This window comes from Fischerella major NIES-592 (assembly GCF_001904645.1).
Lineage (GTDB): Bacteria > Cyanobacteriota > Cyanobacteriia > Cyanobacteriales > Nostocaceae > Fischerella > Fischerella thermalis.
This window is the reverse complement of record NZ_MRCA01000006.1, coordinates 123118-142588: the sequence shown is the minus strand read 5'-3', so window position 1 is coordinate 142588 and position 19471 is coordinate 123118. Positions and strand designations below refer to the sequence as shown.

The window sequence follows — 19471 nt, the reverse complement described above, 5'->3', positions numbered from 1 at the left end:
TTTGGTCAATTGCCGCCTCAGTTGATGGTTCACTAAGCAGGAGGTCATTAAATTGCATGTTTATTCAAGCTAGGGAACACTATCTCAAATTTACTAAAATATTTGAGGAAGCCCTTTAATGTTTTACATGGTGTTTTGTATCAAATATGTTACATTTTGTTTCAGTGAATAGGGATCGGGCATGAATCAGTTAACAGTGAACAGTGACCAGTTTAATTTGATAACTGATAATTGATTATTTGTCTGCCTTGTCTTATGCCTACAACTGATTGGACTCGTCATCATGTTCTCTCTTTAGCTGATTTCACCTCAGCTGAATACGACACTGTACTGCAAACCGCCGCCAGTTTTCGGGAGGTACTATCAAGGCGAACCAAGAAAGTGCCTACTTTGCAGGGACAGGTGGTGGCAAATTTATTTTTTGAACCTTCGACGCGTACTCGTAGCAGTTTTGAACTTGCTGCAAAACGTCTTTCGGCAGATACGCTTAACTTTGCCTCAGCCTCTTCTTCGATGACAAAAGGAGAGACTATCCTAGATACAGCCAAGACTTATTTGGCGATGGGAACTGATATTATGGTGATTCGCCATAAGGAAGCAGGAGTACCCAATGCGATCGCCCAAGAAATGGATCGTCTCGGTGTACGAGTTAGCGTCCTCAACGCTGGTGATGGTCAACATGAACATCCTTCTCAAGGTCTGTTAGATTTATTTACAATCTGTACTCTGCTTGATCCAGATTACCCTCGTCTCGAACTTCTCAAGGATAAAAAGATTGCTATTGTTGGGGATATTCTTCATTCCCGTGTAGCGCGATCGAATATTTGGAGTATCAGCGCTAGTGGCGCAGAATTGCATTTGGCAGCACCACCGACTTTATTACCAAAATTATTTGCAGATTTCGGCAAAGACAGACCAGGTAAGCTTTTTGTCCACTGGCAATTAGAACCAGCTCTCAAAGATGCTGATTTTGTGATGACACTGCGGTTGCAAAAGGAACGCATGACTGCACATTTGTTGCCTTCTTTGCGGGAATATCATCAAATGTTTGGGATCACACGCTCAAAACTACAGTTGTGCAAACCTAATGTTAAAGTTTTGCACCCAGGGCCAGTAAACCGTGGTGTTGAAATTAGCTCCGACTTAATGGATGATCAGGAATTTAGTTTGATTCAGACTCAAGTTACAAGTGGTGTTGCTGTACGTATGGCTTTGCTGTATTTGATTGGGACTAGTAGGGCTTAACCAAGCATTATGAACACAGTACAAGCCTTCAGATGTATCTGTGATGTATCTGTGGGGTTAATCCAAAATCTAAAATCTAAAATCCAAAATCCAAAATCAGATGACGGGGGATTTACGCTTTACGACTCCTAAAGTTGTACCCACAACACCTACTGTCAGTAAACCTAGTATTGGAGTGGCTTCGGGAATACAGGTTGGAGGCTCAGACTCCGGATCGGCACGGAAAATGCCACCAGTGCCATCAGCAAGTATTGCATAGAATACTATCTGATTGCTGTTATTTAATCCCTTATTGGAAAAATAAATATTTGTTACTGTCGAACTCAACAAAGTATCACCTGCGGCAATCACCTTATCAGCTACTGGATCTGGCCCAGTATAAATACCCAAGCCACCGTCTTTAAGTACACCTTTGAATGCTACCGTTCCTACATCATTGATGGCAGGATTCTCAAAAAAGCTAAAAGCATTGCTGTTGTCGGCGATAGTTGTTATTGTTCCATTATTAACTGTAAATATGCCTTCTGTGCCTTCCTTAAGAATTCCCTTAAATGCCACGGTTCCTGGATTGTTGATAGCAGGAGGAAAAACAAAACTAAATTTACTAGTTGTGTCGGCAATAGGGAAGGTTACTCCATCTGAAGTAATTGTGAAAATACCACGTTCTCCTGTATCTAACCTAGCTGAAAAGGCAATGGTATTTGCGTCATTAATCGCATACCCATCAAAGTCACTGAAAGAATCATTGGTATCAACAATAGAAGTTGTTGAGCCATCAATACTGAGGAAGATGGCAGAACCATTCTCTACCTGAGACAAATATGCAACAGCAGATTTGTTATTGATTACAGGAAGACCAAACGCACCTCTAGGCTGATTGCTCTCAGCTATGGTGGTTGTTACTCCGTTGCTAACAGTAAAAATACCACTACCTACAGTATCAAGATTGGCAAAAAAAGCTACAGTGCCTAGATCATTAATTACAGGTCTCTCCCCAAACAAGCTAAACGACCCATTAGTGTCAGTGATGGTGGAGGTTGTCTCACCATTACTAGTGAAGATGCCGCTGCCCACCGCATCTGAGTTTGCGGAGAAAACCACAGTGCCATCATTATTGATCGTAGGGTTGAATCCAAATGTAGTAAATGCATCATTGGTGTCAGCAATTTTAGTGAAAGTGAAAGCCGTAGCTTCACCCATGGCCAGTAAGCTCGTAGAAATACTAATTGCCGTTGCCGCTAAAAATTGTTTGATTGCAGCCATAGTTTATGTTGTTTTCAATATACTGAGTAAAATTATTGCCAGTTTCCATATTAATAATACTGGTATAAAATAGGAGAAAATTACAAATTAATTAATAATCCAACTGCTTTCTTGCGTGTTATTACTTGCCAAACAAGGTAACAGCCAAAACTGCTTCACCAATGCTATTAGGTGATAAAAGATGGATTGTTCTCAGGTTCGCTACCTATGAAGATAGGTAATCAGTAATGGGAAAAACCAATTACCAATTACCTATGACCAGCCTCAGGGACAATATAAGTATTCCAGCGATTTAAAAATAGGGATATAAACTTATAAAGTCAGTAGTTGGATCGATTGTAGAACCTCTATCTAAGATTCTGTCATTAGATAAGTCAACATCAAGAGATTTGTTGACCTTTTCGCCTCCTAAACTATGAGCAATTTGATTAAAAGCAACTACAGCAGGTGATTTGTTTTTTCCTAATACTAAAGGATCACCATGATTGGTAGAAACGATAACACGTTCATCTTCACAAATCGACCCGATGAGTGGAATTGCTAGAAGTTCTTGGACATCTTCTGGTGACATCATATTCAAATCACGTACCATCCTGGGTCTCACACGGTTAATAATTAACTGAATAGGCTTAATCTTTTCTGCTTCTAGTAAGGAAATTACACGGTTAGCATCACGTACTGCGGAAATTTCTGGTGTAGTCACAACTAACGCTTCAGTCGCAGCTGCGATCGCATTTTGAAACCCTGTATCAATACCTGCTGGACTATCTATAAGTACATATTGATACTTCTGTGCCAAGTCGTTCAACAATGATTTGATCTGTTCTGGAGTGACTGATTCTTTGTTACGTTTTTTGCCTGCTGGTAAAAGTACTAAACCTGGCTGACGTTTATCTTTGATCAAAGCTTGTTCTAAGCGGCATTCCTGGGCTAGAACATCAAATAATGAGTAGATTACTCGTTTTTCTAATCCCAGCAGCAAATCTAAATTTCTCAATTCAAAATCAGCATCAACTAATGCTACCTGATAACCCATCTTGGCTAAAGCTATGCCCAAGTTGGCTGTAATGGTGGTTTTACCCACACCGCCTTTGCCGGAAGTAATGACAATAATCCGAGTCATGATAGAAAAGCTCTATTTAGGACATAGGGCTAGCACCCCGTTAATCATCTCTACCAAAAACTTAAACATTAACCGGAGCAAAATTATCACTTGTAAAAGTTTGTAAGGAAGAATTACTGACGTGTAATTACTTATAAGATTGTGTTAAATAAGGAAAATTTCCGTATTTAATCTATCTTTCTGTAATTTTGACGACATTTGAACTTTATCAATGGTTAAAAGCTAGATTTACTACCAGGGGTATCTTACACATCACTTTGCTGGATGCGATCGCATACCTCCAAGTCTCTTGCTTGTAATATTAAATGCCATCCTCACAGAAAGCTGCGATTTTGGGCATTAATACAGTCTGCTCAGGAACGCGATTAAATAAAATACATAACCTCACTCCTTTCTCCAAACTCGCGGAGAGGGAGTGAGGTTAATAAATAAATTGCACCTTACTTAATCCACAATCCTCAATTACGTCTAATGTGAATTAACAAAGGCGCTAATAGATCATGGGAAATACTCAACAAACCAATGACCACCCAACCACCCATGAAAGATCCATCTGTGTTATCTGTGTTTATCGGTGTGTATCGGTGGTCGATTTCTAAAAAATGTTTTTTACCAGGCCCAAGGAATATTGGATCTCCATATTCAATTCACATCAGGCGCCAATTTCTATCAGAAATTTAAATTGAGTAAGCTGACACAGTTATCAACCGTGTATTATAATTTATTACATTATGATTACTGCGGATGTGGCTATTATGAATTGCAGCCTCTATCATAGTTACCGTTGGTAAAACTTATCTTGGATGATTAACAAGCGAAATTATTTTTACTAATTTAAAAAATTTATCTCAAATTCAGCGCTTGCGTGTCCCAACAGTTCAGAGCTTACATACATAGTACGAGAGGAAATGTACCGTCACTCAAAAGCGGCGGCTGCGTAGACGCACGGAAATTACTGAGAATCTGGGAGGTTAGCTTAAAAGTAGCTATCCTTAAGAGAGTGTGTCATAACTCACCAGTGGAGTTTTTTCCATGCGATAGACGCTTTGCTCTGACGACTTACACGCGAGTGTTTATTTTACTTAAAAAGTAAATTTATATGTTTACAAGGATCACTCCATTAAATTAGTGAATAACTGATAACTGATAAAATATGGAATTTGATTATTTCGGACAGCATGAAGGTTCTCCTGTTAATAACAACCGTCAAAGTTTGTTGGCTAGTGGTTGGCGACCTTTTCATCGGGAATTTGACTGGAAATTTTTAGGTCAACTGATGTTGCATGATACACAGGAGTTAACTCAAAAAAGTCTGAATTTAGCAAGTAGCATTGCGGAAACTTTGGGACGCAATAACTATGCTTGGTGGGCAAATTTATTAAATATTGTTTCCGAAAATACGCGCTACGAAGTTGAGAAATTTTGGAACTATATCACACCAGATCCACTGACACCTGATTACCGTTATAAGGATGTTTTAAATACAGATACACCCATTACGCAATTTGTTAGTCGTAACAGTATTCCCATCGATTATGTCCTGAATCGACTACAAGAAATTACCGTGATGCGGGTTTTAACATTATTAGGACGCCCTGATGTAATCACTCAATATTATTTAGAAAGAAATTTTTATTTTCCCGTTGAAAAATTTTTAAATTGGGAACGAATCGATGTGATCAATACTGTTTATGCATATTGGTCAAAAGATGATGTATGGTTACAAATTGACCCCTATGATCGGGGACGGCGGCATTATAGTTTAATGGCAAAAAACTTATCTCCATTAATTAACAAAGCAACTTATGATTTAGCAATCATGTTGAGTGGATATCAAAGTCGTGTAGGTAAAGTGCAGAGTCAATTTATGATTCGCAGTTTTCCAGAAGATATTCAACACTTTACCGATATAGTTCAACAGGCGGTTCTAAATCAAAATCAATTAGCAGTTTTAGTACATGGTAAACCAGGAACAGGTAAAACTGCATGGACACAAGCAGTAGCAAAAGAAATTTTGGTATCACTTGGGTTTGTGATTTTTATTTTGGATCATGATGCGATCGCTAATTTTGTACCACCTACTTATTTAGAGCGAATCTGTATTATTATTAATGAGGCAGACAATTTAGCTCAAGACCGAGCTAGCGAAGTCGCACAGCATAGCAATAAGACTGAACATATTTTAAGCTTGCTAGATGGCACTTTGTATCAAAGTGTTGTTGAGGATTCTGGTATGCAAATGCAACAAAGGTTGGTAGTACTGATGACTTGCAACACCACAGAAAGACTAGATCCCGCTATGTTGCGTAAAGGTAGGGTAGATTTGATGTATGAATTTACTCATTTATTTATTTAAATTGGAGAATGCGTAAAATCAAATCTTGTGGTGTGCTTGTAATGCGATCGCAACCACAAATGAGTTTTTTACTCCTGTTAAAACCCAACCGTTATGATCTACCAAAAGGTCATATAGAAACAGGTGAAGATGAAATCAGTTGTGCTTTACGCGAATTATTTGAAGAAACTGGAATTGGAATTAATGATATTGAATTAGATCATAAATTCCAGTTTCATGTCACTTATTTAGTTAAATCTAAGCGGACTCAAAACAAAAAAGCAGAGAAAAAAGTTGTCATATTTTTAGCATGGTTAAAGAACGAAGTTCTGATTAAAACCAGTGAACATAGTGGCTATGTGTGGGTAGAATGGAAACCGCCACATACGATTCAGCGAAAAACTATTGATCCATTGTTGCAGGAGTTGGAAAAATATCTGTTGAAGCTGTAAAAATTTCGGGAATTGAATCTTAAAACGTTGTAGTAGTTATTTAGAAAATTACGTTTTTGAATCTTAATAAAATAATTTCATAACTTAGCAAAATCATGAAAAAATGAACCGCAAAGAACGCAAATAACACAAAGGAATAAGAGTTTGGGAGAGTTCTTGGATAAGTCCTAAATTTATTTGGTTCAAAGCTGAAATTCAATATCCTACCCTTAAATAAATTTGGGGCTAGTAGCTGAAGTCTACTAAAGTAGACTCATGGTTTTTGGAAATGATACAAGTTATCGGTTGAAAGGAATTGAAATCATCGTGAAAATACAACAACTAATTTCAGAAGCACTGAGACTGCCTAATAACGCGATCGCTTATCATGTCAGTCAGGAATTAGCTGCACTATATCCCAGCAAAGCAATGCTAGAAGAAGGCTAGTGTTGAGTGAATTGTTTTAGAAAAAACGAACACAGTGCAAGGCGATGCACACAGATAAATTATCGGTGTTTATCGGTGTTTATCGGTGGTCGATTTTCAAATCCTAATTTTTGCCACGGCTTGGTTTATAACATTGAGGCTAGTGTTTAGTGAATTGTTTTAGAAAAAACGAACACAGTGCAAGGCGATGTACACAGATAAATCATCGGTGTTTATCGGTGTGTATCGGTGGTCGAGGTTCAAAACCTAATTTTTGCCATAGCTTGGTTTATAACAGGTCTACTCATACAGGTGTTATGTTACAGTTTCATTCTGTTACGTTTGTCGATATCGAAACGGCTGCGAAGCATCTTGACCGTATTGCTCACCGTACGCCAATTATTACTTCAACAACTGTCAATCAACACACAAATAGTCAAGTTTTTTTCAAATGCGAAAACTTTCAACGCACAGGTTCTTTTAAATTTCGCGGTGCATACAATGCACTTTTGCAGTTATCAGCAGATCAAAAACAAAAAGGTGTGATCACATTTTCATCAGGGAATCATGCTCAAGCGATCGCCTTGGCTGGAAGTTTGCTCAACATCCCCACAACTATAGTCATGCCAGACGATGCCCCCACTGTCAAACAATCAGCAACTCGTGGTTATGGTGCAGAGGTAATTTTATATGACCGTAGCGAAACACATAGGGAAGAGTTAACCCAAACTTTAGCACTAGATAGGGGTCTAACAATTATCCCTCCCTACGACCATCCCCACATAGTCGCGGGACAGGGGACAGCAGCGAAAGAACTCATAGAGGAAGTTGGTGGATTAGATTTACTGTTAGTGTGTTGTGGTGGTGGCGGCTTACTTTCTGGAAGTGCGATCGCAGCTAAAGCACTTTCACCCAATTGTAAAGTCATCGGTGTAGAACCAGAACGCGCTGACGATGCTACCCGTTCTTTTCACACTAAAACCCTCCACACTATCAATAATCCTGATACTATTGCTGACGGTGCGCGGACTCCCAGTTTAAGTAAAATTACGTTTCCTCTCGTATTAAATTACGTCGATGACATGGTGACAGTTTCTGAGGAAGCAATTGTTAGGACTATGTTCTTTTTATGGGAACGCTTAAAAATAGTTGTAGAACCCACTGGAGTATTAGCTGCTGCTGCTTTATTAGAAGGTGTAATTAGTGAACCTGACGCGAAGATTGGTGTGATTATTAGCGGTGGAAATGTAGATTTGTCACAAGTAGTTCAATTGTTTTCTTCATCCTAAAATATTAATATTTTACGTATTTCAGTTATTATTATGACTACCGTCACACTATAGACTTTACGATTAGGGCGATCGCATTGAATCTCAATATTACAAGTAATCCAACCGTGTTTCAGTAGTTTATCAAGGGTTCTGTAAATCTGTGCTTGGTCTGCTGGCCACAAGTGAACAAGATATTGATCGAAGCAGTTTGTTTTCAGTTCGTAGCCTGTCCTCTGTTCTTGCTGAAGCAGACCCATTATTGCATATGCTAGCGACATAGACGGTTTTCCGAAAATAAAGTAGTTGAAGCTCTATCTGTCATTTCTGATATGGATGCTAATATAAGACTAATCATATATAAGAGTTATCCAGCACGGTTATCTTGATGACGGCGCAACTTAACAAAAACCGTAAATATCTGGTTGTGGATTGAACAAACTACCAGCTTTTGCCGTTTACTTTTTACAACATTGAATTGGAAGGTGAGGAAGTGGCGATCGCCAATTTATTCAGATGCGAAATCACCATTGAATTTGTTGCTAATTGCTGGCGTACCACTCAACTAACTCTGCAAAATCATTCCAGCTACTGCAAACTATTGTAACGAGAGGATGGGTTCCATTGACTTCTAACATGCTTCTACAGCGAATACATCAACATCAATATCTGCGCGATTTGCGAAATAGATTGCTACACCTTCACCGGATGTTGCTGGATACAGAACGCATCAGTTACGAACAGGTGCGTGGACGAGTATCGAACGGAGAATTACTTCGACTCGTCATCGAAGATGAACAATTCGCTTGGCTACATCGCATATCTGAAGTGGTTGTGCAAATCGATGAAATGCTGCAAGCAGATAAACCAGTATCACTGGAAGATGTCGAAAATTTGATTGCTGATGTCCGCGCACTGCTGACACCACAAGAGGAAGGTAATGCATTTGCCAGAAAATACTATACTGCTCTCCAACGGGAAGCTAGCGTTGTATTAGCACACGCAGAGGTGTCACAATTGCTTGCAGCCAAGTAATTAACACTACCCCTAAATCATCGTGACGGGGATTGTTGGTTCAACGAGTCTACCTTAAGTAAAAATAGGTAATATCGAATTACCTATTTTTACTGGGGGAGTTCATGTATCCTCTTTCTCGCGGTTCGGGGTTTTACTACTCCCCCAAAACCCATGTTCTGATAAGGGATCACCAAAGCTTATGGGACTTTTTGACCAAATTATCAATGCGATCGACAATCCTAGCCAACAAGGCAGTACAGGGCAGTTAGGTGATATCGTCAATACTGTACAGCAGCTAAGTAATCGGACTGGTGCAGATCCTTCTACCATGCAATCAGTTATTGGTATTGTGGGTAGTTATGTACGTTCTGCTTTGCAACAAAAGCAAGCTCATGGTGGTAACGCAGAAGCGCAAGCTGTAGTTAATCAATACGGCGGTACTTCTCCCAGTTCCCAAGCTGTAAACTCTCTATTTTCGCTAGGAATGCAACGACAGGTGGCTGAAGCTGTTTCCCAGCGTACAGGCTTGGATGCTGGTATGATTGAACAATTACTACCGGTGTTGGTTCCTATCGTTCTGAATTTCTTGAAAACAGGTGCAAGTTCCCAAGCAGGCGGGAACTCTGTCTTGAATTCTTTCCTAGATGCTGACAATGATGGTGATGTTGATATTGCTGATGCGATGCAGATGGCAACTAGGTATTTAGGAAGATAAATATTTTACTTATCCATAACTCATAAGTAATCGTTGTTGTTTACGATTATTTGTGAGTCTTTTTTATAAATCAACCAGATCCCCGACTTTTTTAAGAAGTCGGGGATCTAAGTCTCTCAATTTTCACAATTTCTACACGGATTGTTGTACTGATAGTAAAAATAAAATTACTGTAGTGGACTGACTGATAGGACTAAAATGGTGCATTAATAAACCGCACCCGACACAGAGGACACAGAGATAGAAGAAGAGATTTATTGCATTATTTTAGCCATGACACGCCACTACTTAAGATTTACTAATTATTCCTGCTATAAATTGAAATTAAATTAAAGCCACCATAGAGGTGAATTTAATTTTTTAATTTTGTCTCTTACTTTTTGATATTCTTCCATCTTTCCTTGTCTTAAATAAAGATTTGATGCTTCTTCGTAATTTAATATTGCTTCTTGTCTCTTACTTTTATTCTCATAGAATTGCGCCTTGTTTTTGTAAAACAGAGGATCGTTAGGATTAATTTGGATAGCCCTGTTAATATCTTTAATTGCGCCTTCGTTATCATTTAGTTTCTCACGAGCTATAGCTCGATTATTGTAGTAGAAAGCATCATTAGGATTAATTTGAATAGCTTTATTGTAATCTTTAATTGCACCTTGGTAATCATCTAAATCACCACGAGACCAACCACGATAGTAGTAGTCAGCACCATTAGGATTGATTTTAATCGCTTGATTATAATTTTCGATTGCACCTGGATAATCAGCTAAATCATGAAGAGATCGACCACGATTGTAGTGGTAATTAGCAACATTAGGATTAATTTTAATCGCTTGATTATAATCTGCAATGGCAGCTTGATATTCACCTAAATTATAGTGAGACATCCCACGTCTATTGTAGTAATTAGCAACATTAGGATTGAGGTTAATCGCTTGATTGTAATCTCCAATTGCACCTTGATACTCATTGAAAGTATAGCGAGAAATACCACGATAGTAGTAGCAGTCAGCATCATTAGGATTGAGTTTAATTGCTTGACTAAAATCTTCTATGGCAGCTTGATGGTCACCTAAATTGTAGCGAGACAATCCACGATTATTGTAGTAGTCAGCATCATTAGGATTGAGTTTAATTGCTTGACTAAAATCTTCTATAGCAGCTTGATATTCACCTAAATTGTAGCGAGACAATCCACGATTATAGTAGTAATTAGCAATATTAGAATTAAGTTTAATTGCTTGACTAAAATCTTCTATAGCAGCTTGATATTCACCTAAATTGTAGTGAGACAAACCACTGTTATTGTAGTAGCCAGTATCATTATAGTTGAGTTTAACAGCTTGTTGTTCAGCTTCCTTTTCTTTATGATAAGTATTTATCAATAATTCTCTGGCAATAGCTTGCAAAAGCAAGTTTCCAGGATTTTGCTTACGTGCCGCACGTACTAGTTTTCCAACCCACCCTTCTGATTCTGCTCTTTTTATTAAGTTAAAGACAACAGTTTCTAAATTACCTTCTCCTGCAATTGCTTCTAGATTTTTATCTAACTCAAATGATAACATCTGCTCCAAGAATGCTTTTGTAGGGAAAGCATTAATCAAAGCTTCTTGTAGTCCCTTACGCAATTTAGAGGATAAGTTCATATTTTAAATTCATCTATTTATATGTTTAAAAGGTAGGTAGATTGGGAATTGTGACCGTTGCTTGATAAATGTTGAGAAGAAATAATCTCTGGTTTGATTTTGGTGCAAACTGTTCTATTTTGTTTTCAAAACTGGTATTGAGCCTTGTGAAGGATTTTCTAGCATAATGGCAGCCATACCTTCTTTAAAAGCTCTTTGGAACAAATCTTGATTACCTAAGTTTTTGTAACCCAAACCGTCATAAAACCCTTGAGCAAACGCGATCGCTGCTTTGTCTTTGATTGGGTTGTTCATACCAATAACATAATTAATATGCTGCTTAATCGCCTCAGCTGGTTGTTCTGAATAACAAGCGTTCAGCAGTACGCATTGAACATAATCGGTGTGTAATTCAAACAGTGATGCTAAACCTTCTGGTGAAACTGGTTTATTGTTTCCCCCATCATCTTCTAACACCAAGCTGCCATCTGATTGGCCATGTCCACAAAAATGAACTATTTGAGGTTGTTCTTCTGCGATCGCGCGACGAATATCTTGAGGACGTACAGCAGTTCTTACACGAATTTCAAATAAATCTCGTCTTACAGATCGTCGGATAGCTTCCTCAATTTCTCGAATCTCTTTATCCAAACGTAATCCATGAGGAATCGCTGTCAAAATCAATATTTTCTGCTGCTGAGTTGGTTGTGTCGGAGGTTCGGGAGAAGGAGCAGGCGGTACTATCAATGAGTTTTCTGTTAACAGTTCTTTCGCAATAGCCTTTAAATTGGAGTTTCCAGGATTTGACTGACATGCAGCACGAACTAAATTTTCAACCCATCCCTGAGAATCTGCTACTTTGATTAAATTAAACACAACTGTTGCTAAACTACCCCCTCCAACAATTGCATCTAGGCTTTTATCTAATTCAAATGACAACATCTGCTCTAAAGATGCTGTAGTCGGAAAAGCATCAATTAAAGCTTCTTGTAGTTTTCTACGTTGTGGACCAGATAAAACCATACTTATCAACATCCTATATTTTCAATACAAGTTGAGAATGATTGTGGTTGGTTGTAAGCGATCGCTACCCGATTACGGCTTAGTTACTGGCTCTGTGTTCACAAACTCACCAGCTTCAAAATCAGATGTAGAAGCATCGTTAATTTTCAGCCATTGCTCAATTAGCTCTGTTACTACTTGGCTCATCTTCAGTCCCCTGAAAGCGCAAGTCGAGTGGAACTGTCGCTTCAGATCATCCGGGATACTAATGTGCATAGATAAATCAACGATAATGGTTACAAGAATCTACACAAAACTACAAATGAACAAAATTGAATTCCAGAAAAACCCTCGGCTCATTCCTACCTTGTCGCGGTTTCCTGGCTAATCGCTTAATGATATGTGCATAAGCGATAATTCTATTTGCACAAAATTACAAATGTACAAACCTATATTCTTATAGGGGTAAACAAGATCAATTTATGCACTGACGGGTAGACTACTGTATGTAGTGGTGCATCAAATTGATTTTGATAGGTGAGCCAGAACCCCGACTTTTTTGAAAAGTCGGGGTTCTGACGCCTGACAAAAAGTCAAAACCTATGTGGTCGAGTACTAGGCTACTACTGGACTGGATGAGATGAACAATAAATAAGGCTGGGATTTTTGGCGTTGCATAAAATGGGATGAGTAATGAACCGCCATAGACGCGCAAGCGGCTTCCCGCAGGGTAGACGCCAAGAACGCCAAGAATTAAGTTTTTTAATTAAAAGAGAAAATAAAATCATCCCGCAAATATGCAACGCCAGATTTTTTTAAGGTTTCTCCTAAATGAGAATTTGTTGAGAAATCCATAATTTATTGCTCATTCACCTTTCATCTTTTTACACCAATCAGTTAAAAATTCTCTTAAAACTTCTACTTTTGTTAAAGCCAGTAGAGAAAAACTTAAAGTTTCGCTCTACTGGTTTAAACATATAAGTTGGCGTGTCTTTATACTGTGGCGATCGCTAACATATTTAAACAATACATTCCCATCCAACTTGTACCGTCAGATTGGTCAATATGTCCACCAGTAGGTAAAGCTGCACTGCGGTCAAATACACCAATATTATCTAACCCTAAAAAGCCCCCTTGAAACATATTATTACCCTCAGCATCCTTAGGATTTACCCACCAGGTAAAATTGAGCATGAGCTTTTGAAATACCCGCTCTAAAAACTGTCTGTCTGCTCGTCCATAAATCTTCTGCTCAATCTTATAAATCCGCCAAGTTGCCCAAGCATGAACAGGCGGGTTAACATCGCTAAATTTCCACTCATAGGCAGGAATTTGACCATTAGGATGCATATACCATTCCCGCGTTAAAACATCCAATTGATACTTGGCAAAATCCGGGTCAATCATTGCCAAAGGAATTGTGTGGAATGCTAAATCCCAAGCAGCAAACCAGGGATATTCCCATTTATCAGGCATAGAAAGAATGTCTTCATTGTAGAGATGAAACCACTCTTGATTTCTACCATTTTGACGTTCTGGTGGTGGGGGTGGCGTGTTGCGATCGCCTTTGAGCCAATTCTCTACAATATTTAGATGTTTGACAAAAGCTTGTGTGGCAAAGAAGACTCCTTTTAAATTGACATTCATCACAGCATCAAAATCTGCTTCTGTAACTTCCCAAAAAGGCGCATGTTTTTCAATGCCAGCATTATTTGCCAAAATATCCAACTTGCCAAAATGATTAATACTTTCTGCAATTAGTTGACGCACTTCCTCAACACTACCCAAGTCTGCTTTCAAAGTATAACCATGCAATTTCGGGCAAAAAGCCATGTGGCAGCTACCACCAATCGCCTCTACCTTTGCCAAGGTTTCCTCTGCTCCTTCTGGATGAGAGCGATAGTTAATGATAACATTTGTCCCTGCTTGAGCAAGACGTAAAACAATTTCTTGCCCAATTCCTTGACTACTACCAGTAACTAGAGCAACTTTACCTTCTAAACTCATAATTTTCTTCTTAACTTGAAATTGATTATTGCTCAAATAACTAGTTAAAAATTTATGAATATCTAAGGAAATATCTATAAAAGGATGATATTTTTGTTAGGAAAATCTTAGGAGTTTCTCAGCAAAATTTCAAATTACTATTTGATTTAAAAAAAGAATTTTATTAATACTGTAATCTGCATTTATGATCAAAGCTCTTGATAATAAAAACTTACAAATCCAAATGTGGCAACGTGAGCGACGAGCGATCGCACTTTTATCCTCTTTGAACTATCGAACTGGGGAACTATCTAGCTATCTGCACGATATTGCCTGTGGAGTCAGTGAGTTGCTAGAAGTAGATTGGTCAGTCGTCACTCTGTGTCAGCAAGGGTTTGAGAGGGTACTGGCTAGTAGTATTGACATGGGCGAGGGCGAACACATTTATTCACTGCATGGTTCACTCACTGGCACTGTCATAGAAAGTGGTCATTCCTTAGTAGTGGAAGATGCAAACCAACACCCGGAGTATGGCCAAGCCCCAGAAGGTTATTGTGCTTATTTAGTATTTTTACCTTTGTGTCTTAGTGGCTTGGTGGTTCAAAAGTTAATTTTTTACCACAAAGACACCAAGAAATTTTAGCATCAAAACATAAATGCATTCCGGTAAATAATCTATCTGTGTACATCGGTGTTTATCGCCTTGCACTGTGTTCGATTTCCAAAAGATAAATTTTATCGTGGTTTTAAAAACAAACTTCTGCACTATGCCTACTCGCAATTACGTATTTTACGCTTTGACAAATAGTATTTGTTCCAAGTGTCTCAGCAAAGTCGAAGCAAAAATCATTTTTCAAGATGATCGCGTTTACTTAATTAAACATTGTCCCACCCACGGACGAGAAGAAGTTTTAATTGCTGATGATGTTGGATATTACAAAAAATCCCTGGAATTCATCAAACCAGGAGATATGCCACTCAAGTTTAATACACCAATTAAATATGGTTGTCCTTATGATTGTGGACTCTGCCCAGATCATGAACAGCATAGTTGTTTAACTTTAATAGAAGTCACAGATAGATGCAATCTTTCTTGCCCAATTTGTTATGCTGATTCCGGTGCGGAAGAATTTTCACAAGTTTCTCATCAATCCAGACGACACCGCAGTTTAGCAGAAATTGCAAGCATGATTGATGCGGTAGTGACGAATGAGGGAGAACCACAAATTGTGCAGTTGAGTGGTGGTGAACCAACAATCCACCCAGAGTTTTTTGAAATTATGGAGCTTGCCAAAAGCAAGCCAATTAAACATTTAATGATTAATACTAATGGCGTGCGAATTGCGAAAGATAAAACTTTTTGCAGTCGCCTGAGTCAATATATGCCTGGTATAGAAGTATATCTGCAATTTGATAGCTTGGAGGCAGAAGCGCTAAAAGATTTGCGGGGTGTAGATTTGCGTAGCGTTAGGGAAATGGCGATCGCTCACCTCAATGAGTATAATATCTCTACAACTTTAGTTGTTACCCTCAAAAAAGGGCTGAATGACCACGAAATCGGCAAAATAATTGAGTATGCTTTGCAACAGCCTTGCGTACGCGGCGTGACGTTTCAACCAATCCAAGCTGCTGGACGTTTGCAAGGCTTTGATCCCAAGCGAGACAGGTACACTCTTACTGAAGTACGCAGGTCAATATTACAACAAAGTCCTTATTTTAAACCAGAAGATATTCTACCTGTTCCTTGCCATCCCGATTGTTTGGCAATGGCTTATGCGCTTAAATTAAATGGTAAAGTTATACCTTTGACTGGGTTAATTAATCCTGAAAAGTTTGTGGAAATTATGCCCAACAGTGTACTTTACGAACAAAACCCAGAACTCAAACGCCACATTTTTGAGTTATTTTCCACCAGTCATTCACCCAGTTCTGCCGCCACATCATTAAAGCAGCTTTTGTGTTGTTTGCCAATGCTTCCCGTTCCCGAAGGAATTACCTACGCCAATATTTTTCGGGTGATGATTGTCCAGTTTCTTGATCCCTATAACTTTGATGTGCGTTCAGTGAAGCGATCGTGTATTCATATCGTACACCCAGATGGCAGAATCATTCCCTTTGATACTTTTAATATATTTTATCGCGAAGGTAGTACAGGGTATGATTTGTTTAATAATAAAAAATTTAATTTGCTTCAGTAAGGACCTTACATGTCGAGAAGAAATGAATTTTCTCATATTATCGGTGGAATCGTTTTAGTCTTGGGAATGCATATTCTAGCAACTTTAATTTTGGGTACTTTTGCGTATTTAGAGTCACTTCTCGCCTATCAATATCCAATTAGAATTTTTCAACAAATTTTTGCTATCTATATTTTTTGGATTGGCATAACGCAAGTTATATATATCATTCCTGTTCTTTTAAGGCTCAAAAGACAAGAAAAATTTGCCCTGATGAAGGGGGTGATTATTGGTGCAATTTTTACTGCTTTACTCAATGGTGGTTGTTGGATTTGGTTGATAAATTTAACTTCTTAAACTTATGTGTGATGCAGATTTTGAACAAGAAGAAAATATTTTTTATAAAACGAACACAGATTCACACAGATAGATTATGGGTGTATTTAGATGAATTTCTATGGAAACCCTCTGCGTTCCTTTGCGCTTACTCCGCGTTCCTTTGCGTTTAATAATTAATCATTGGAAATAGATAAACTGCGTTGTTTTTACCTATTTCCCACGACTAGAATATGTTATTCGTCAATTTGACCAACGCGACGGATATTAAGAATATCACTCATTTTCTTAATTTGAGTAAATAACTGTTCTAATTGAGGTCGATCGCGAATTTCAATCCCCAAATCAATCAATGCTGGTTGACCAAACGATGTTTTGACATTTGCGTGACGGACGTTGATTCCTTGGTCACTGAGTCGTGACAAAATATCTTTTAATACTCCTACTCGGTCTAGTGCTTCAATTTGCAAATTCACCGCGTAAGTTACGGGACGACCACTGTGTTCTACTGCTTGGTTCCAACTTACAGGTACAAGGCGATCGCACTCTACTTTTTCCAGATTATGACACCCTTGGCGATGAATCGAAATTCCTTTGCCCCGTGTTACTACACCGATAATTGCTTCACCGGGAATGGGGGTACAACACCCAGCTAAGTGATACAATAACCCTTCTACGCCGACGATAGGCGAATCACTAGCACGGGAAGTTATGGGCGTCGCCTCTCGTAAAAACGCCGCCGCCTTAGCTGTGGTAGGTAGGTGTGTGGTATTATCTGGCTCGTTAGTAGCAGGCTGCTGTGCTTTGACGATTTCTCGCCAACGGTTCAGCACCAAGTTGAGTGTAACTTCCCCATAACCCAAACCAGCGAGTAAATCTTCTGTAGAGTGGTAATTACATCTTTCTGCTACCGCCTGCATTGCTTCTGATTTCAGCACATTATCAAAACCTGTTTTTCCAAGTTCTTTTTCTAATAATTCGCGTCCACGAGCAATATTTTCTTCCCGGCGCGATCGCTTGTACCATTGTTTAATCCGGTTTTTTGCTGCACTAGTCCGAACAAAGTTCAACCAATCCAGACTAGGATGACCATTTTTTTGAGTAATAATCTCAACGATATCGCCGTTTTGTAAGCGTGTTGAAAGTGGCACCATCCTACCATTTACCCGCACTCCTGTGCAGCGATTCCCTACTTCTGTGTGAATGCGATAAGCAAAATCTACTGTCGTAGAACCGGGTTTTAAAGCAACTAAATCCCCTTTGGGAGTAAAGACATAAATGTCTTCTTCAAAAAGATTATCTTTGATGCTTTCTAAATATTCTTGGGCATCTTTTAAATCACTTTGCCATTCTAATAACTGCCGCAACCAAGTAAATTTTTCATCTGATGCAGTTAAGCCAGTGTGAGAACCGCCAGTTTCTTTATACTTCCAATGAGCAGCAATACCATATTCTGCCACATGGTGCATTTCCATTGTCCGAATTTGCACTTCTAAAGGTCGTCCCCAAGGGCCTATTACCCCAGTATGTAATGATTGGTAACGGTTGGGCTTGGGCAATCCAATATAATCTTTAAATCTACCAGGAATCGGGCGGAAGACATCATGAACGACCGCTAAAGCGCGATAACATTCCTCGTTCGTTTGTACAATAATTCGCAGTGCTGCTAAATCATAAATTTCATGAAATTCTTTATTTTGCCGTTGCATCTTTTGGTAGATGCTATAAAGATGCTTGGGACGTCCACTGATATCAAGACAGCGAATTCCTGCTTCTGCAAGTCGAGTTCTTAATGTCTCTGAGATTTTTTTCAATCTCTCTTCTCGATCTGTACGTTTTTCCGAAACAAGCTGCTGAATTTGTCGAAAAGCTTCTGGTTCCAAATATTTAAATGCTAAGTCTTCCAATTCCCATTTAAAACGCCAAATCCCCAAGCGATTTGCTAGGGGAGCAAAAATTTCTCGTGTTTCTGTAGCGGTACGACGGCGTTTCTCTTCTGGCATATATTCTAATGTCCGCATGTTGTGTAAGCGATCTGCCAACTTCACTACAATCACGCGAATATCTTGCGCCATTGCTAAAAACATCCGCCGAAAATTTTCGGCTTGACTTTCAGTTTTGCTTTTGAAATTGATTTTAGATAGCTTGGTGACGCCTTCAACTAAGCATCTAACTTCTGACCCAAAACGCTGTTCTATTTCTTCTATTGTAACATCTGTATCTTCTACTACATCATGAAGAAATCCAGCTGCTATCATAGCTGCACTACCACCTAAATCACGTAGCATTCCAGCTACAGCAATCGGATGACAGATGTATGGTTCTCCTGATTTGCGGTACTGACCTTGATGCAGCTGATAAGCAAACTCAAAGGCTCGACAAATCAAACTTGTATCATAATATTTCCGATCTTCTTCCGTTGCAGCACCGTCTACAGGCGGTGTACGCAAACAACTTTCTAGCCATTCTGGAAGAGTTATATCAATAGGGTGGTTGACAATTGTGCTGCTCATCATAAAATATAG

Annotated in this window: 14 protein-coding genes and 4 pseudogenes; 10 read left to right on the top strand and 8 right to left on the bottom strand. The window is 38.8% G+C overall.

Features of this window, described 5'->3' with window-relative positions:
• The first annotated feature begins 255 nt into the window (after positions 1-255).
• Entirely contained in the window at positions 256-1245 is a 990-nt protein-coding gene (locus NIES592_RS13215; RefSeq protein ID WP_009454861.1) for an aspartate carbamoyltransferase catalytic subunit, read from the top strand.
• Positions 1246-1341: 96 nt separating this feature from the next.
• Here NIES592_RS13215 and NIES592_RS13210 read toward each other — a convergent pair whose 3' ends face one another.
• Both NIES592_RS13210 and minD read right to left on the bottom strand, forming a co-directional pair.
• On the bottom strand, positions 1342-2508 hold the full coding sequence (locus tag NIES592_RS13210) for a DUF7453 family protein (protein WP_062247199.1): 1167 nt from the start codon (positions 2506-2508) through the stop codon (positions 1342-1344).
• A 292-nt stretch (positions 2509-2800) separates the two neighbouring features.
• Positions 2801-3631, bottom strand: a complete 831-nt coding sequence (gene minD, locus NIES592_RS13205; RefSeq protein WP_073555977.1) for a septum site-determining protein MinD — start codon at positions 3629-3631, stop codon at positions 2801-2803.
• Between the two features lie 1153 nt (positions 3632-4784).
• Between minD and NIES592_RS13195 the strand changes: the two genes are divergently transcribed.
• The 4 genes from NIES592_RS13195 to NIES592_RS13185 all read left to right on the top strand — a co-directional run bounded on the left by NIES592_RS13195 (position 4785) and on the right by NIES592_RS13185 (position 8112).
• Positions 4785-5987 carry an AAA family ATPase gene (locus NIES592_RS13195; protein WP_073555976.1) on the top strand — a complete coding sequence of 401 codons (1203 nt, stop codon included), beginning with the start codon at positions 4785-4787 and terminating at the stop codon, positions 5985-5987.
• A gap of 8 nt (positions 5988-5995) precedes the next feature.
• Positions 5996-6418 (top strand): bis(5'-nucleosyl)-tetraphosphatase, encoded by a 423-nt coding sequence (locus NIES592_RS13190; RefSeq protein WP_073555975.1) that lies wholly within the window; start codon positions 5996-5998, stop codon positions 6416-6418.
• A gap of 255 nt (positions 6419-6673) precedes the next feature.
• On the top strand, positions 6674-6844 hold the full coding sequence (locus NIES592_RS25190; protein ID WP_178379537.1) for a hypothetical protein: 171 nt from the start codon (positions 6674-6676) through the stop codon (positions 6842-6844).
• Between the two features lie 296 nt (positions 6845-7140).
• Positions 7141-8112, top strand: a complete 972-nt coding sequence (locus tag NIES592_RS13185) for a threo-3-hydroxy-L-aspartate ammonia-lyase (RefSeq protein WP_073555974.1) — start codon at positions 7141-7143, stop codon at positions 8110-8112.
• Between the two features lie 41 nt (positions 8113-8153).
• Here the strand turns inward: NIES592_RS13185 and NIES592_RS13180 are convergent.
• Positions 8154-8372: pseudogene (locus NIES592_RS13180) on the bottom strand (PadR family transcriptional regulator); the annotation flags it as partial.
• Between the two features lie 427 nt (positions 8373-8799).
• On the opposite strand from NIES592_RS13180, the gene NIES592_RS13175 reads away from it, so the two are divergent.
• On the top strand, positions 8800-9126 hold the full coding sequence (locus NIES592_RS13175; protein ID WP_062247193.1) for a hypothetical protein: 327 nt from the start codon (positions 8800-8802) through the stop codon (positions 9124-9126).
• A gap of 181 nt (positions 9127-9307) precedes the next feature.
• Complete coding sequence (locus NIES592_RS13170) at positions 9308-9823, top strand: DUF937 domain-containing protein (RefSeq protein WP_073555973.1); 516 nt, start codon at positions 9308-9310, stop codon at positions 9821-9823.
• Between the two features lie 329 nt (positions 9824-10152).
• On the opposite strand, the gene NIES592_RS13165 is transcribed toward NIES592_RS13170, so the two are convergent.
• From NIES592_RS13165 to NIES592_RS25585, 4 genes and pseudogenes are all read right to left on the bottom strand, one after another.
• The gene (locus tag NIES592_RS13165) at positions 10153-11466 is read right to left on the bottom strand and encodes a tetratricopeptide repeat protein (protein ID WP_073555972.1); all 1314 of its coding nucleotides are present in this window, start codon (positions 11464-11466) and stop codon (positions 10153-10155) included.
• A 114-nt stretch (positions 11467-11580) separates the two neighbouring features.
• Positions 11581-12468: an effector-associated domain EAD1-containing protein gene (locus NIES592_RS13160; RefSeq protein ID WP_073555971.1), complete on the bottom strand. Its 888-nt coding sequence runs from the start codon at positions 12466-12468 to the stop codon at positions 11581-11583.
• 981 nt (positions 12469-13449) lie between these two features.
• A pseudogene (locus tag NIES592_RS25590) lies at positions 13450-14034 on the bottom strand (MGH1-like glycoside hydrolase domain-containing protein); the annotation flags it as partial.
• A gap of 15 nt (positions 14035-14049) precedes the next feature.
• Positions 14050-14454, bottom strand: a pseudogene (locus tag NIES592_RS25585) (SDR family NAD(P)-dependent oxidoreductase); the annotation flags it as partial.
• A gap of 184 nt (positions 14455-14638) precedes the next feature.
• Here NIES592_RS25585 and NIES592_RS13140 point away from each other — a divergent pair.
• From NIES592_RS13140 to NIES592_RS13130, 3 genes and pseudogenes are all read left to right on the top strand, one after another.
• Positions 14639-15002: pseudogene (locus tag NIES592_RS13140) on the top strand (GAF domain-containing protein); the annotation flags it as partial.
• Positions 15003-15200: 198 nt separating this feature from the next.
• Positions 15201-16631 (top strand): radical SAM protein, encoded by a 1431-nt coding sequence (locus NIES592_RS13135; protein WP_073555969.1) that lies wholly within the window; start codon positions 15201-15203, stop codon positions 16629-16631.
• A 9-nt stretch (positions 16632-16640) separates the two neighbouring features.
• Positions 16641-16967, top strand: coding sequence for a hypothetical protein (locus NIES592_RS13130; protein WP_062247311.1), 327 nt, complete (start codon positions 16641-16643; stop codon positions 16965-16967).
• A gap of 215 nt (positions 16968-17182) precedes the next feature.
• Here the strand turns inward: NIES592_RS13130 and NIES592_RS13125 are convergent, their stop codons facing one another.
• Positions 17183-19459 carry a RelA/SpoT family protein gene (locus NIES592_RS13125; RefSeq protein WP_062247312.1) on the bottom strand — a complete coding sequence of 759 codons (2277 nt, stop codon included), beginning with the start codon at positions 19457-19459 and terminating at the stop codon, positions 17183-17185.
• Between the last annotated feature and the right edge of the window lie 12 nt (positions 19460-19471).

Coding starts and splice junctions, on each gene's coding strand:
- NIES592_RS13215 (WP_009454861.1), top strand. CDS start 256: ATGCCTACAACTGATTGGACTCGTCATCATGTTCTCTCTTTAGCTGAT.
- NIES592_RS13210 (WP_062247199.1), bottom strand. CDS start 2,508: ATGGCTGCAATCAAACAATTTTTAGCGGCAACGGCAATTAGTATTTCT.
- minD (WP_073555977.1), bottom strand. CDS start 3,631: ATGACTCGGATTATTGTCATTACTTCCGGCAAAGGCGGTGTGGGTAAA.
- NIES592_RS13195 (WP_073555976.1), top strand. CDS start 4,785: ATGGAATTTGATTATTTCGGACAGCATGAAGGTTCTCCTGTTAATAAC.
- NIES592_RS13190 (WP_073555975.1), top strand. CDS start 5,996: ATGCGTAAAATCAAATCTTGTGGTGTGCTTGTAATGCGATCGCAACCA.
- NIES592_RS25190 (WP_178379537.1), top strand. CDS start 6,674: ATGGTTTTTGGAAATGATACAAGTTATCGGTTGAAAGGAATTGAAATC.
- NIES592_RS13185 (WP_073555974.1), top strand. CDS start 7,141: ATGTTACAGTTTCATTCTGTTACGTTTGTCGATATCGAAACGGCTGCG.
- NIES592_RS13175 (WP_062247193.1), top strand. CDS start 8,800: ATGTTGCTGGATACAGAACGCATCAGTTACGAACAGGTGCGTGGACGA.
- NIES592_RS13170 (WP_073555973.1), top strand. CDS start 9,308: ATGGGACTTTTTGACCAAATTATCAATGCGATCGACAATCCTAGCCAA.
- NIES592_RS13165 (WP_073555972.1), bottom strand. CDS start 11,466: ATGAACTTATCCTCTAAATTGCGTAAGGGACTACAAGAAGCTTTGATT.
- NIES592_RS13160 (WP_073555971.1), bottom strand. CDS start 12,468: ATGGTTTTATCTGGTCCACAACGTAGAAAACTACAAGAAGCTTTAATT.
- NIES592_RS13135 (WP_073555969.1), top strand. CDS start 15,201: ATGCCTACTCGCAATTACGTATTTTACGCTTTGACAAATAGTATTTGT.
- NIES592_RS13130 (WP_062247311.1), top strand. CDS start 16,641: ATGTCGAGAAGAAATGAATTTTCTCATATTATCGGTGGAATCGTTTTA.
- NIES592_RS13125 (WP_062247312.1), bottom strand. CDS start 19,459: ATGAGCAGCACAATTGTCAACCACCCTATTGATATAACTCTTCCAGAA.